Source organism: Zoogloea oryzae (genome assembly GCF_030161255.1).
GTDB lineage: Bacteria > Pseudomonadota > Gammaproteobacteria > Burkholderiales > Rhodocyclaceae > Zoogloea > Zoogloea oryzae.
The window spans coordinates 1-13,431 of the sequence record NZ_BSPX01000095.1; the positions used below are offsets into that span (position 1 = coordinate 1).

At 70.1% G+C, this 13,431-nt stretch carries 14 protein-coding genes; 11 read left to right on the forward strand and 3 right to left on the reverse strand.

All coding sequences use genetic code 11. From position 1 onward, the window contains the following. Positions 1–166: 166 nt before the first annotated feature. The 4 genes from QQK25_RS20455 to QQK25_RS20470 all read left to right on the forward strand — a co-directional run bounded on the left by QQK25_RS20455 (position 167) and on the right by QQK25_RS20470 (position 4,005). A complete protein-coding gene (locus tag QQK25_RS20455) occupies positions 167–1,885 on the forward strand; it encodes an ABC transporter ATP-binding protein/permease (RefSeq protein ID WP_284189620.1) in 1,719 nt (572 codons plus the stop codon). 134 nt (positions 1,886–2,019) lie between these two features. Then, on the forward strand, positions 2,020–2,943 hold the full coding sequence (locus QQK25_RS20460) for a DnaJ C-terminal domain-containing protein (RefSeq protein WP_284189621.1): 924 nt from the start codon (positions 2,020–2,022) through the stop codon (positions 2,941–2,943). A gap of 3 nt (positions 2,944–2,946) precedes the next feature. Then, positions 2,947–3,273: a chaperone modulator CbpM gene (locus tag QQK25_RS20465; RefSeq protein WP_284189622.1), complete on the forward strand. Its 327-nt coding sequence runs from the start codon at positions 2,947–2,949 to the stop codon at positions 3,271–3,273. Between the two features lie 168 nt (positions 3,274–3,441). After that, a complete protein-coding gene (locus tag QQK25_RS20470; RefSeq protein ID WP_284189623.1) occupies positions 3,442–4,005 on the forward strand; it encodes a lipid-binding SYLF domain-containing protein in 564 nt (187 codons plus the stop codon). Between the two features lie 143 nt (positions 4,006–4,148). Here the strand turns inward: QQK25_RS20470 and QQK25_RS20475 are convergent, their stop codons facing one another. Continuing rightward, positions 4,149–4,313 (reverse strand): DUF1328 domain-containing protein, encoded by a 165-nt coding sequence (locus QQK25_RS20475; RefSeq protein ID WP_153162269.1) that lies wholly within the window; start codon positions 4,311–4,313, stop codon positions 4,149–4,151. Positions 4,314–4,362: 49 nt separating this feature from the next. Then, entirely contained in the window at positions 4,363–4,521 is a 159-nt protein-coding gene (locus QQK25_RS20480; RefSeq protein ID WP_284189624.1) for a DUF3309 family protein, read from the reverse strand. A 280-nt stretch (positions 4,522–4,801) separates the two neighbouring features. On the opposite strand from QQK25_RS20480, the gene QQK25_RS20485 reads away from it, so the two are divergent. The 6 genes from QQK25_RS20485 to QQK25_RS20510 all read left to right on the forward strand — a co-directional run bounded on the left by QQK25_RS20485 (position 4,802) and on the right by QQK25_RS20510 (position 12,421). Next, the gene (locus QQK25_RS20485) at positions 4,802–5,416 is read left to right on the forward strand and encodes a hypothetical protein (protein ID WP_284189625.1); all 615 of its coding nucleotides are present in this window, start codon (positions 4,802–4,804) and stop codon (positions 5,414–5,416) included. 261 nt (positions 5,417–5,677) lie between these two features. After that, positions 5,678–6,082 carry a hypothetical protein gene (locus QQK25_RS20490; RefSeq protein ID WP_284189626.1) on the forward strand — a complete coding sequence of 135 codons (405 nt, stop codon included), beginning with the start codon at positions 5,678–5,680 and terminating at the stop codon, positions 6,080–6,082. Next, positions 6,079–7,533 carry an ATPase domain-containing protein gene (locus QQK25_RS20495; protein ID WP_284189627.1) on the forward strand — a complete coding sequence of 485 codons (1,455 nt, stop codon included), beginning with the start codon at positions 6,079–6,081 and terminating at the stop codon, positions 7,531–7,533. Before QQK25_RS20490 ends, QQK25_RS20495 begins: the two co-directional genes overlap by 4 nt. A 19-nt stretch (positions 7,534–7,552) precedes the next feature. Beyond that, complete coding sequence (locus QQK25_RS20500) at positions 7,553–8,329, forward strand: GGDEF domain-containing protein (RefSeq protein ID WP_284189628.1); 777 nt, start codon at positions 7,553–7,555, stop codon at positions 8,327–8,329. A gap of 89 nt (positions 8,330–8,418) precedes the next feature. Then, positions 8,419–10,977 carry a chemotaxis protein CheB gene (locus tag QQK25_RS20505; protein WP_284189629.1) on the forward strand — a complete coding sequence of 853 codons (2,559 nt, stop codon included), beginning with the start codon at positions 8,419–8,421 and terminating at the stop codon, positions 10,975–10,977. Then, entirely contained in the window at positions 10,967–12,421 is a 1,455-nt protein-coding gene (locus tag QQK25_RS20510) for an ATP-binding protein (RefSeq protein WP_284189630.1), read from the forward strand. Before QQK25_RS20505 ends, QQK25_RS20510 begins: the two co-directional genes overlap by 11 nt. Here QQK25_RS20510 and QQK25_RS20515 read toward each other — a convergent pair. Continuing rightward, positions 12,412–12,621 carry a hypothetical protein gene (locus tag QQK25_RS20515; protein WP_284189631.1) on the reverse strand — a complete coding sequence of 70 codons (210 nt, stop codon included), beginning with the start codon at positions 12,619–12,621 and terminating at the stop codon, positions 12,412–12,414. The genes QQK25_RS20510 and QQK25_RS20515 overlap by 10 nt on opposite strands. A gap of 267 nt (positions 12,622–12,888) precedes the next feature. On the opposite strand from QQK25_RS20515, the gene QQK25_RS20520 reads away from it, so the two are divergent. Next, positions 12,889–13,431: VIT1/CCC1 transporter family protein (locus tag QQK25_RS20520; protein ID WP_284189632.1), on the forward strand; the 543-nt coding region annotated here is incomplete at its 3' end.

A 13,431-nucleotide genomic window follows, 5' to 3' on the forward strand; every position in this document is an offset into this window, starting at 1 on the left:
GGGCCGCTGCTGAACATCCGCCTGCCGCCCGGCCGCTACCGGATCGGCGCCCGGCTGGACGGCGCCTGGCAGGCCCGGCAGATCCGCATCGGGGCCGCCGCGCGGCCGGTGCGTGTCACCTTCGTCAGCGCCGGCCGTTGAGCCCATCCGCGGGCCGTCCACGCCCATGATCCCCTTCGACGGCCCGCTCCTCAGGCGCTTCTGGCGGATTGCCGGGCCCTACTGGTTCAGCGATGGCAGGCGGGGCGCCCTGGGGCTGCTGGCGCTCCTCGTCGCGCTGCTCTTCGGCCAGGCCCTGTTCGCCGTGCTCCTCAACGCCCAGACCGGCGAATTCACCTCGGCGCTGGCCGCCCACGACGAGGCGCGGTTCTGGGCGTCGATCCGCCAGTGCCTGGTGCTGCTGGTGGTGGCGGTGCCCACCCACGCCTTCTACTACTACGTCCGCGACACCCTCGGGCTGCGCTGGCGGCGCTGGCTGACCCGCGACTACCTCTCCGCCTACCTGAGCAACGGGATGTACTACCGGCTGAACGCCAGCGCCGAGATCGACAACCCGGACCAGCGGATCGCCGAGGACATCGGCACCTTCACCCAGAAATCCCTCCAGTTCCTGCTCGTGCTGACCGGCGCAGTGCTGCAGCTGGCGGCCTTCTCGGGCGTCCTGTGGGCGATCTCCCGGGAGCTGGTGCTGTTCCTGATCGTCTATGCGGTGGTGGGCACCACCGTCACCGTGCGCCTGTTCGGGCGGGTGCTGGTGGGGCTCAACTTCAACCAGCTCCGGCGCGAGGCGGATTTCCGCTTCAGCCTGGTGCGCATCCGCGAGCACGCCGAGGCGATCGCCTTCTACGCCGGCGAAGCGCGCGAATCCCGCCAGGTGAACCAGCATTTCGACGCGGCCTACCGCAATGCCAGCCGGCTCATCGGGGCGCAGCTCCGGCTGAACCTGTTCCAGTACGCCTACAGCTTCATGACCATCGTGCTGCCCAGCGCGATCATCGCCGGGCGGGTCATGTCCGGCGAGCTGGAGGTGGGCCGGGCCATCCAGGCGGCGGGCGCCTTCGCGGCGATCCTGGCGGCGCTGGCGGTGATCGTCGACAACTTCGAGAGCTTCAGCAAGTTCGCCGCCGGCATCGACCGGCTGGACAGCTTCGCCGGCTTCATGGACGGGAAGCACGACGCCACCAGCGACGAGCGCATCGAGTTCGTCGAGGATTCGCGGATCTGCATCGACGGGCTGACCCTGTGGACGCCGAACCGCGAGCGCACCCTGATCTGCGACCTGTCCCTCTCCATCGACCCCGGCCAGAGCCTGATGATCGTCGGCGCCAGCGGCTGCGGCAAAAGCTCGCTGCTGCGGGCCATCGCCGGCCTGTGGCGGTCCGGCCACGGGCGGATCGGCCGCCCGGCCTCCGGCGACATGCTGTTCCTGCCCCAGCGCCCGTACATGCTGCTGGGCAGCCTGCGCAGCCAGCTGCTCTACCCCCGGCAGGACCAGGCCATCCCCGACGCCGAGCTGCTGGCCGTACTCGAGCAGGTCAACCTGCCCGATCTGGTGGCCCGCTTCGGTGGCCTCGACGCCGCTCAGGATTGGGCCAAGGTGCTGTCGGTGGGCGAACAGCAGCGGGTGGCCTTCGCCCGGGTGCTGCTGGCGGCCCCCCGCTACGCGGTGCTCGACGAAGCCAGCAGCGCCCTCGACGTGGCCAACGAGGACCGCCTCTACACCCTGCTCGCCGCCACCGGCATCACCCTCGTGAGCGTCGCCCACCGGGCCTCGATCCGCCACTTCCACCGCCAGGTGCTGGATTTTCGCAGCGACGGCAGCTGGGCCCTGCACGGCGCCGGCTCTGTGCGCAGGCGCACAGACGCGCCGCAGGCCGCCTCCTAGGCTTGATACCCCGGCCGACTGGCCGCGGCCGTCGCAGGAGACGCCCCATGAAACCGAATCCCCACCCCGTACCGGACCCCGCCGCCATTGCGCCGGCACGCCCGGCCCGGCCCTAGTCCCGGAGGCCGCCCGGCATGGAATTCAAGGACTACTACGCGGTCATGGGCGTCGCCCCCGACGCGACCCAGGACGAGATCAAGCGCGCCTACCGCCAGCTGGCGCGCAAGTACCACCCGGACGTGAGCAAGGAGCCCGACGCCGAGCTGCGCTTCAAGGCCCTCGGCGAGGCCTACGCGGTACTGAAAGACCTGGAAAAGCGCGCCGCCTACGACCAGCTGGGCAGCGACTGGCAGCCCGGGCCGGATTTCCAGCCGCCCCACGGCCGGCGCGGCGACGCGGCGTTCTCCAACGACGAGTTCAACGATCTGTTCGAATCCATCTACGGGCGCGGCCCGTCCCAGGGGCGGGAGGAGGGCGCCGGCTTCCACGCCCGCGGCCAGGACCACCACGCCCAGGTGCTCATCGACCTGGAAGACGCCTACACCGGCGCCACCCGCAGCATCAGCGTGCAGACGCCGGAGGTGGATGAGCGCGGGCGCGTGCATCTGCGCCGGCACACCCTGAAGGTCACGATCCCCAAGGGCGTCCGCGCCGGGCAGCACATCCGCCTGGTCGGGCAGGGCATGCCGGGCATGGGGCAGGGGCCCGCTGGCGACCTGTACCTCGAAGTGGCCTTCAACCCCCATCCCCATTACCGGGTCGACCAGCGCGACGTGTATTTCGACCTGCGCATCGCCCCCTGGGAGGCCGCCCTCGGCACCCAGGTCGAGGTTCCCACGCCGGGCGGAAGGGTCGAGCTGAGCGTGCCCGCCGACGCCCGGGCCGGCCGCAAGCTGCGCCTCAAGGGGCGCGGCATTCCCGGCCCGGTGGCGGGCGATTTCTACGCCGTGCTGCAGATCGTCGTGCCGCCCGCCGACAGCGAGGCGAGCCGCGCCTTCTACACCGGCATGGCCGGACAGTTCGCCGCCTTCGATCCCCGATCCACCGCCGGAGCCTGACCCATGGACCACCCAAGCATGCTGCCCCAAGCCACCGTGACCATCCTCGAGGAACAGACCGGGCTCAGCCTCATCGAGGTGTGCCGCGCCTGCGCCGTGAACGCCGACAGCATCGTCGAACTGGTGGACGAAGGCCTGCTGGCGCCCCTCGGACGCGAGCCCCACCGCTGGCGCTTCACCGGCCTGCACGTGCGCCGCGCCACCGTCGCCCTGCGCCTGCGGCGCGACCTCGGGCTCAACCTCGCCGGCGCCGCGCTGGCCATCCAACTGCTCGACGAACTGGACGCCCTGCGGGAAAAGCTGCGCGCCCTCGGCGCGCCCCGGGGGTGATTGCCCAAGTTTGCAGCTCTGTTCGCCAGCGTACGGAATACCCGGATCAATTGGCGCAGGATGAAAGCTCGCAGTCGTGCCCGATCAGCGGAATGTCCGGTCAGGCACCGCCATCGATTCTGCTTCCGACATCACTCCCGATGCCGGGACAACATGAAGGAACACACCATGACCAACGTACGCCGCAACTTCCACAAGCTCGTCCTCGTCACCGCCACCTCCCTCGCCCTCGGCGCCTTCGGCGGCCCGGCCTTCTCGGCCACGGCCGAAGACCTCGACCGGGACGCCGCCCAGGCCCTGCAGACCCTCTACAAGAGCAACCCGGCCGCCGAAGCCATCTCCAAGAAGGCCCGGGCGATCCTGGTCTTCCCGAAGATCATCAAGGCCGGCCTGGTGTTCGGCGGCAGCTACGGTGAGGGCGTCCTCACCCGGGGCACCGAACACCTCGGCTACTACAACTCGGTGTCGGCCTCCTGGGGCTGGCAGGCCGGGGCCGAATCCTACGGCTACGTGGTGTTCCTGATGAGCGACAAGGCCGTCAAATACCTCAACACCACCCAAGGCTGGGAGATCGGTGTCGGCCCGTCGGTGGTGGTGGTCAATGAAGGCATGGCCAAGAACCTCTCGTCCTCGACCCTCAAGAACGACGCCTACGCCTTCATCTTCGACCAGCAGGGCCTGATGGCCAGCCTGAGCATCGAAGGCACCAAGATCACCCGCATCAAGCGCTGAACGGCGTAGCAGTTCCCGCGTGACGGCGGACCGGCCCGGTGACACGGGCCGGTCCGCCGTCGTTTACGGGCCGCGCGGAAGCCGGCACGCAAACGCCCGGCGGCCGGATCACGAAGACCGGCCCCCGGGCGGAGCGGGTGCGTTCAGCGTCGCCGGATGAGGCCGACCACGAAAGATGCGACGAACAGCACCAGAAAGATGAAGAACAGGATGCGCGCGATCTCGACCGCACCGGCGGCGATGCCGGTGAAACCGAACAGGGCCGAGATCAGCGCAATGACGAGAAACACGCCGGCGTAATGAAGCATTTTGGTTCCTTTCAAGTCATGCCGGTGGCGGGCCGGCGCGGCAGCCGGGCTAGATGCGGCCCAGCAGCACGAGGACGAGCAGGATCACGACGATGAAGCCGATGCCTCCGCTCGGGCCGTAGCCCCAGTTCTGGCTGTGGGGCCAGCTAGGGAAGGCGCCGATCAACAGCAGGATCAGCACGATCAGCAGAATGGTTCCGATGGACATTTGAGGTCTCCTTGCCTGGGTTGCGTTGCACTGTCGATGCTACGCAGCAGGGCCGGCGCGTCTGTGCGCCATCGAACAGCGGCGCAATCCGGATGGGTGCGCCAGCAGACAGACGCCCCGCCGCGTCTCCCGCAGGCTGGGTCCATCCGAACCACCGGGGCCAGCAGTCTTCCCCGTGACGATGGCGGGCGCTTCCGGGCCCCCATCCTGGCGAAGAACCTGTCGTGCCAGCCCATCGGGCTGCGCGGCAAGCCGGATTCATCCTCTCAAGGAAACCATCATGAAAACATCCAGCCTCAAGCTCATCGCCCTCTCCATCGGCCTCGCCTTCAGCCTCGGCGCCGTAGCCGCCGAAACCATGTCGAAGGACGACTACAAGGCCGGCGAGACGAAGATTGCCGCCGACTACAAGGCCGCCCGCGCCGCCTGTGGCGCCAAGGCCGACAACCAGAACGACATCTGCGTGGCCGAAGCCAAGGGCAAGGAGAGGGTCGCCCTGGCCGAACTCGAAGCCAGCTACAAGCCCAGCCGCAAGGCCCACTACGAAGTCCAGGTGGCCAAGGCCGAAGCCGCCGGTGCAGTGGCCCGGGAACGCTGCGACGACATGGCCGGCAATGCCAAGGACGTCTGCGTGAAGGAAGCCAAGGCCGCCGAAACCTCCGCCAAGGCCGACGCCATGGCGCAGATGAAGACCTCGGCCGCCACCGCCACCGGCAACGAGAAGGCCGCCGAAGCCCGCAGCGACGCCAAGGGCAAGGCGGCGGAAGCCCGCAAGGATGCGGCCAGCGACAAGCGCGAAGCCCAGTACACGGTGGACAAGGAAAAGTGCGGCAGCCTCGCCGGCACCGCCAAGGCCCAGTGCATGGACCAGGCCCGCGCCAACATGGGCAAGTGACCGGCTTCTGCCGGCCGACCCTGCCCGGGGTCGCGCCGGCCGGACAGCGAGGCCGGAACGGCTCATCCCACGACGGATGGCCGACCCGGCCTTTCTTCCGCCCACGCCAACCGTTTCACCCCTGCCACCCGGCATGGCAGGCGCGCCGGTTCCGTGCGCTGGCGTACATACAGCCGCCATCGCGACGACCACAATCGGTCCAGCCAATCCCGGCGGGCTGGCGCCGGCACCCCGCGGCGATCACTTCAGGAGGCGCCATCCTTGCAAGCCCCTTTGATACCCCCGGCTGAAGATCGCATCCTGGCCCTGCGGGTCGCCGACGCAGCGGTCACCGCCTGGCGCGAACTCGACGCCGCCCTGTCGCCCATCATCGGCCAGCGGGGCGTCGCGGCCCTCTACCAGCGCAGCCTCTACCTCACCCGCATCGACTACCCGTGGCTCGCCGGCGTGCACCAGGCCACCGTGCGGGCGGGCGAATTCGCGCCGCTCCACACCGTGCTCTCCCAGCAGACCAGCGCCACCGCGGCCGGCGCCTGCAGCGCGCTGCTCGCCACCTTCCGCGATCTCCTGACCCGCCTGATCGGCGCCTCGCTCACCGAGCGCCTGCTGCCCCCGATCCCGCCAGCCCCACCCGCCCCCAACGCCGCCCCGGACCCCTCGCCATGAACACCGACACCACCCGCCTCCAACGCATGGCCACCGGCGTCTCCGGGCTTGACGCGGTGCTCGGCGGCGGCCTGCCGGAGCTCTCCTTCAGCCTCATCGCCGGCCCGCCTGGCAGCGGCAAGACCACCCTGGCCCATCAGATCATGTTCGCGCTGGCCTCGCCCGAGCGCCCGGCGCTGTACTTCACGGTGCTCGGCGAGCCGCCCCTGAAGATGCTGCGCTACCAGCAGCAGTTCGAGTTCTTCGAGCACGAGCGGGTCAAGGATTCGATCCGCTTCATCAGCCTGGCCGACGAAGCCGCCAGCGGCGACCTGGACAAGGTGCTCGCCCGCATCTCCAGCGAGGTCGAGGCCCACGCGCCGGGCCTGGTGTTCGTGGACTCCTTCCGCTCGGTGGCCGGCAGCCCCGCCCGCGCCGGCATTCCGTCCCTCGGCCTGCAGCACTTCATCCAGAACCTCGGCGTGCTGATGACCTGCTGGCAGGCCACCACCTTCCTGGTCGGCGAATACTTCACCCCGAACGACCCCAACCCCGTGTTCACCGTGGCCGACGGCCTGATCTGGCTGAGCCAGAGCGTCCAGGGCAACTCGGTGGTGCGCAAGCTCGAGATCATCAAGATGCGCGGCCAGGCCACCGTGCCCGGCCTGCACACCTTCCGCATCGGCAGCGCCGGCATCACCGTGTTCGGCCCGCCGCCCTCCCTCGCGCTGCTGGCCGACGCCGGCCACGGCCTGGCCGAGCGCCTGCCGATGGGCGTGCCCGGGCTCGACCGGATGATGGGCGGCGGCCTGCCCCGGGGCTACTCGCTGCTGGTCGCCGGCCCCTCCGGCTCGGGCAAGACCCTCCTCGCCGAAGCCTACCTGGCCGAAGGTGCCCGCCACGGCGAGACCGGCGTGATCGCCGCCTTCGAGCAGCGCCCCCGGCGCCCCCGCAGTCACCGGCTCGCCGATCTCATCGCCAGTGGGCAGGTCGGCGTGGTCGACACCCGCGCGCCGGATCTGTCGGTGGACGAGATGGCCATGCTCCTCATCACCGAAATCCGCCGGCTGGGCGCCAGCCGGGTGGTGATCGATTCGCTGTCGGGCTTCGAGCTGGCCCTCGCGCCCACCTTCCGCAACGACTTCCGGCAATCCCTGGCGCGCCTCGTGGCGGCCCTCACCGGCAGCGGCGTCACCCTGCTGATGACCTCCGAGCTCGAAGACCGCTTCACCGACCTGCGCTTCAGCCCCCACGGCACCGCCTTCCTCACCGACGCCATCATCGTCCACCGCTACGTCGAGCTGACCGGCCGCCTGCTGCGGGCGCTGGCGGTGGTCAAGCTGCGGGGCAGCGCCCACTCCGACGAGCTGCGCCTCTTTCACGTGGACGACGACGGCCTGCACATCGACGAGCGTCTCGCCGGCCACACCGGCCTCCTGACCGGCCGGCCGCTCCGCCTGCCCGCCGACTGAGCCCCGGCGCTCCGCCACCATGCCGGCCTCCGACCCCCACCAGACCGACGCCGCCCTGGCGACCCTGGCGCAGCTGGACGAAGCCGCCAACCGCCTGGTGGCGGAGCTCGCCCGGCTGCGGCAAGAGCTCACCGCCGCCCGCAACGACTGCGACGCGCGCCGCAGCGCCCAGCTGCGCGAAGCCAACGAGAAGCTCCTCCTCGCCGCCCTCCAGGCCGACCAGATCGCCGAGAGCGCGGTGAATGACCGGGACGTGCTCGCCAGCCGCAGCCAGCGCGACCCCCTCACCGGCACCCCCAACCGCAGCCTGATGCTCGACCGCCTCGAAAGCGCCATCGCCCTGGCCCACCGGCGCGGCACCCACATCGCCGTGCTGTTCCTCGATCTCGACCTCTTCAAGCAGATCAACGACGTCCTCGGCCACGCCGTCGGCGACGAGACCCTGCAGCTCGTGGCCCGGCGCCTGCAGTCGGTGCTGCGCGACTCCGACACCGTGAGCCGCCACGGCGGCGACGAGTTCCTGGCACTCCTCACCGAGATCACCCAACCTACCGACGCCACCCTCATCGCCGACAAGATGCTCGCCGCCCTCGCCACCCCGGCGCGGATCGGCGACCACCTGCTCAACCTGTCGGGCAGCGTGGGCATCGCCCTCTACCCCCAGGACGGCACCGACGCCGCCAGCCTGATCGCCCACGCCGACGCCGCCATGTACGCCGCCAAGCGCGCCGGCGGCGGGCGCTGCGCCCTCCATCAGCCCGACACCCCGCCGGATACCGCACCCGAATGCGGCTGAACGCCCCCGGCGTCAGCAATGCCTCATCCCGCTGGCCGATCAGGCGGATAATCCATAAGACGAACTACGAACCTGAATCGAAATTCCGTATGCGCAGCGCACCTCCCCTCGATTCAACCCAGGCCGAAACGCCCGATGCGCAGCCCCGGCATCGCCCGGACTTTCCCATCGTCGGCATCGGCTGCTCCGCCGGCGGGCTCGAAGCCCTCGAAGCCCTGCTCGGCCATGTGCCCGACGGCACCGGAATGGCGTTCGTGATCGTCCAGCACCTCGACCCCGAGCACGTCAGCACGCTCCCGGAGATCCTCCAGCGCATCACCCCGATGCCCGTCGTCGAGGCCGGCGAAGGCATGGTCGTGGCGCCGGACCACGTCTATGTGATCCCCCCCAACAAGGATCTGTCCCTGCTGGGCGGCGTGCTCCACCTGCTCGACCCCACCGCCCAGCGCGGCCTGCGCCTGCCCATCGACTTCTTCCTGCGCACCCTGGCCGCCGACCGCCAGGAGCGGGCCATCGGGGTGATCCTCTCCGGCATGGGCTCCGACGGCATGGCCGGGCTCGCCGCCATCAAGGAAAAAGGCGGCCTCACCCTCGCCCAGGACCCGGCCAGCGCCCGCGCCGACAGCATGCCCGCCAGCGCCATCAAGGCCGGCGTGGTGGATATCGTCGCGCCCGCCGACGCGCTGGCCGAGCGCATCGCCGCCTTCCTGCGGCACGTCCCGCGCCCGCCCCAGCCCGACGCCGCGCCGGGCGAGCTCGCCGCCCTCGAACGGATCATCGTGCTGCTGCGCAACCGCAGCGGCAACGACCTCTCCCTCTACAAGCCGAACACCCTGCTCCGGCGCATCGAGCGGCGCATGGCCCTGCTCCAGATCGCCGCCATCGCCGACTACGTGGGCTACCTGCGCGACAACCTCCAGGAACTCGACCTGCTGTTCAAGGAGCTCTTGATCGGCGTCACCAGCTTCTTCCGCGATCCGCCCGTGTGGGATTACCTGCGCGACGTCGCCCTGCCGGCGCTGTTCGCCCGTCACCCCGACGGGCAGGCGCTGCGGGCCTGGGTGCCGGCGTGCTCCACCGGCGAGGAAGCCTACTCGCTGGCCATGGTGTTCCGGGAAGCCCTCGACAACACCCGGCCGCCGGGCCAGTTCTCGCTGCAGATCTACGCCACCGATCTCGACCCCGACGCCGTGGACCGGGCCCGTCGGGCCTGCTACCCCGCCAACATCGCGGCCGACGTGACGCCGGAGCGGCTGGCCCGCCACTTCGTTGCCGAGGACGACGGCTTCCGGCTCACCCGCGAGCTGCGCGAGATGGTCATCTTCGCGCCCCACAACCTCATCTCCGACCCGCCCTTCACCAAGCTCGACATCCTGTCGTGCCGCAACCTGCTGATCTACTTCGGCCAGGAACTGCAGAAGAAGGTCCTGCCCCTGTTCCACTACGCCCTCAACCGGGACGGCATCCTGGTGCTCGGCAGCGCCGAGACCATCGGCGGCTTCGACGCCCTGTTCTCGCCCCTCGACAAGAAGACCCACATCTTCCGGCGCACCGAACACCGCAACCGCTCATCCTGGCTGGATTTTCCCACCCGCACCCCGGCCGGCCCCGCCAGCACCGACGGCAGCCGGCCCGACTTCCGCGACAGCGTCGAATACCTCACCGACCAGCTCATCCAGCAGCACTACGCGCCCGCCGCGGTGCTGGTCAATGGCGAAGGCGACATCCTGTACATCAGCGGGCGCACCGGCAAATACCTCGAACCGGCCGCCGGCAAGGTCAACATCAACCTCCACGCGATGGCCCGCGAAGGCCTCCGCGACGCCCTCACCGGCGTGATCGGCAAGGCCCTGCGCCAGCCCCAGCCGATCCACCTCAACGGCCTGCAGGTCGAAGGCAACGGCCACCCCCAGCTGGTCAACATCACCGTGCAGGGCATCGACAAGCCCGAAGCCCTGCGCAACCGGGTGCTGGTGGTGTTCAACGACGTCAAGGCACCGCCCGGCAACCGCCGGCCGCGCAGGCAGCTGGCGTCCGAACGCGAAAGCGCCCTGCTGCTCGAACTCGCCCAGCTGCGCGAAGCCCTGCAGATCAGCCGTCAGGAGATGCAGGCCTCCCTCGAAGAAGCCAAATCGGCCAACGAGGAGCTGCAGGTCACCAACGAGGAGCTCACCACCTCGAAGGAAGAGCTGCAATCCATGAACGAAGAGCTGCAGACCATCAATGCGGAGCTGCAATCCAAGGTGGACGATCTCACCTGGGCCCGCAACGACATGACCAACCTGCTCAACAGCACCGAGATCGCCACCGTCTTCCTCGACAGCGAGATGCGCCTGCGCCGCTTCACCACCCACGCCACGCACCTGTTCAAGTTCATCCCGGGCGACGTGGGCCGGCCCCTGTCCGACATCGTCACCGACCTCAACTACCCTGGCCTGCAGGACGACGCCAGCGCCGTGCTCACCACCCTGATCTACTGCGAGAAACAGGTCAGCACCGGCGACGGCCGCTGGTTCCGGGTGCGCATCATGCCGTACCGGACCCAGGACAACGTGATCGACGGGGTGGTCCTCACCTTCATCGACATCACCGCCATCAAGCAGCTCGAAGCCAGGCTGCGCAAGCGGGAGACCCGCCGTGACCACTGAAGACAGCGACGAGCCTGACCAGCGACCCTGCACCACGCCCCTCCGCCAGGCCGCCGAGGCCCGGCTGCAGCAGCGCTCCGACACACCCAGCCCGACATCCGCCGACCTGGCCCGGCTGGTGCACGAGCTGCAGGTGCACCAGATCGAGCTCGAGATGCAGAACGACGAGCTGCGCCGGGCCCGGGCCGAGACCGACGCGGCCCTCGACCAGCTCCACCACCTCAACACCCACCTGGAAGCGCAGGTTGCCGCCCGCACCGCCGAGCTGGTAGCCGCCCGCGACGCCGCCGAAGCCGCCGACCGGGCGAAGACCCACTTCCTCGCCAACATGAGCCACGAGATCCGGACGCCCATGAACGGCATCCTCGGCATGGCCCACCTGCTGCGGCGCAGCGGCCTCACCCCCACCCAGGCTCACCAGCTCGACAAGATCGAAGTGTCAGGCCGCCATCTGCTGGCGATCCTCAACGACATCCTGGATTTCTCGAAGATCGAGGCCGGCCGGCTCGAACTGGAAACGGTGGATTTCACCCTCGACGAACTGCTGCGCGACCTCACCGCCATCGTCGCCGACAACGCCGCCGCCAAGGGCCTACGGCTCGACATCGACACCGCCGGCATCCCCCGCCACCTCCGGGGCGACCGGGTGCATCTGGCCCAGGCGCTGCTCAACTACCTGGGCAACGCCATCAAGTTCACCACCACCGGCAGCGTCACCCTCAGCGCCCGGCTGCTGGAGGAAACCCGGCAGGGCTACCTGCTGCGCTTTGACGTGGTCGATACCGGCATCGGCATGACGCCCGAACAGCAGGCCCAGCTCTTCCAGCCCTTCACCCAGGCCGACAGCTCCACCACCCGCCGCTTCGGCGGCACCGGGCTGGGGCTGGCCATCACCCGGCGCATCGCCCAGCTGATGGGCGGCGAGGTGGGGGTGAACTGCACGCCGGGCGAGGGCTGCCGCTTCTGGCTCACCGCGCGGCTGGGCCAGGGCCGGCCCACCAGCCCGGCCCCCGACATGCGGCCCCTGGAGCACGCCGAGCTGATCCTCCGGCGCGACTACCGGGGCGCCCGGGTGCTCGCCGCGGACGACGACCCGGTCAACCTGGATGTGCTGCTGAGCCTGCTGCTGAACCTCGGCCTGGCGGTCGACATCGCCCGGGACGGCGCCGAGGCGCTACGCCTGGCCGGGGAGAAGCCCTACGCGCTGATCCTGATGGACCTGCAGATGCCGATCATGGGCGGGCTCGAGGCCACCCGGGCGATCCGTCGCCTGCCGGGCCACGCCAGCACCCCCATCGTCGCCATCACCGCCAGCGCCTTCGTCTCCGAGCGGGAGGCCTGCCTCGCCGCCGGGATGAGCGACTTCATCGCCAAGCCGCTGGATGTGGATGCGTTTTTCGGGACGCTGCTGCAGTGGCTGCCCCCGCCACCGGATCAGGTCTGAAGCACGTAGGTGCCCGGCGGCGGCGATTCGGACGCCGGACGGCCCGCCTCCAGCAGCAGGCCGGGCAGCCTGGCCCAGGCATCGAGCCACGCCTGAGCCAGCTCGGCCTGTTCCGCCGGGTTGTGCGAGAACTGGGCATGCACGAAGCGGTCTAGATTGCTGCCCGGTCGGGGCAGCACGGCGGGGGGAACGTGGGTCACGGAATCAACCTTCGGGGTGCGCGCGAATTGACGCAGCCCATCATCACCACCCCGCGCCGCCGCGTCTGTACGAGCGCGCACCAAGCCCGGCCCCCGTCAGTGCGCGACAATCCCGACAGGGTGCCGGCGGTGCGGCAGCGCACAGACCCGCACGCAGGCCAGCCGCATAGTCGAGACTCCCCACTCCAGGCCACCCCGCCCTCGCCCCAGGCTGCCCCGGAAGACCGGCCGCCAAGGTCTCGCACACCACGTAAGGAGCCCGCCAGCATGCTCTCCCCCAAGCGCCACAAGGAAAGACACCGCACCGATCGCATCGGCTGGCTGCGCGCCGCCGTGCTCGGCGCCAACGACGGCATCGTGTCCACCGCCAGCCTCGTGCTGGGCGTGGCCAGCGCCAGCGCCAGCCACGCCAGCATCCTGGTGGCCGGGGTTGCCGGGCTGGTGGCGGGCGCCATGTCGATGGCAGCCGGCGAATACGTCTCGGTGCATTCCCAGGCCGACACCGAAAACGCCGACCTGAACCGCGAGCGCGACGAGCTCGAACACGCCCCCGCCGCCGAGCTGCGCGAGCTGACCGCCATCTACGTGGGCCGCGGGCTGAGCTACGAGCTGGCCACGCAGGTGGCGGAGCAGCTCACCCGCCACGACGCCCTCGGCGCCCACGCCCGCGACGAACTCGGCCTGTCGGACACCACCAGCGCCCGCCCGATCCAGGCCGCCCTGGCCTCGGCGGCCAGCTTCGCCGTGGGGGCGATCCTGCCCCTGGCGGTGACGGCGCTGGCGCCCGAGCGGCTGCTGATCCCCTGGGTC

What these genes read in the sequence shown, in the direction of transcription:
- QQK25_RS20455 (WP_284189620.1), top strand. Translation starts at nt 167, where the DNA reads ATGATCCCCTTCGACGGCCCGCTCCTCAGGCGCTTCTGGCGGATTGCC.
- QQK25_RS20460 (WP_284189621.1), top strand. Translation starts at nt 2,020, where the DNA reads ATGGAATTCAAGGACTACTACGCGGTCATGGGCGTCGCCCCCGACGCG.
- QQK25_RS20465 (WP_284189622.1), top strand. Translation starts at nt 2,947, where the DNA reads ATGGACCACCCAAGCATGCTGCCCCAAGCCACCGTGACCATCCTCGAG.
- QQK25_RS20470 (WP_284189623.1), top strand. Translation starts at nt 3,442, where the DNA reads ATGACCAACGTACGCCGCAACTTCCACAAGCTCGTCCTCGTCACCGCC.
- QQK25_RS20475 (WP_153162269.1), bottom strand. Translation starts at nt 4,313, where the DNA reads ATGCTTCATTACGCCGGCGTGTTTCTCGTCATTGCGCTGATCTCGGCC.
- QQK25_RS20480 (WP_284189624.1), bottom strand. Translation starts at nt 4,521, where the DNA reads ATGTCCATCGGAACCATTCTGCTGATCGTGCTGATCCTGCTGTTGATC.
- QQK25_RS20485 (WP_284189625.1), top strand. Translation starts at nt 4,802, where the DNA reads ATGAAAACATCCAGCCTCAAGCTCATCGCCCTCTCCATCGGCCTCGCC.
- QQK25_RS20495 (WP_284189627.1), top strand. Translation starts at nt 6,079, where the DNA reads ATGAACACCGACACCACCCGCCTCCAACGCATGGCCACCGGCGTCTCC.
- QQK25_RS20500 (WP_284189628.1), top strand. Translation starts at nt 7,553, where the DNA reads ATGCCGGCCTCCGACCCCCACCAGACCGACGCCGCCCTGGCGACCCTG.
- QQK25_RS20505 (WP_284189629.1), top strand. Translation starts at nt 8,419, where the DNA reads ATGCGCAGCGCACCTCCCCTCGATTCAACCCAGGCCGAAACGCCCGAT.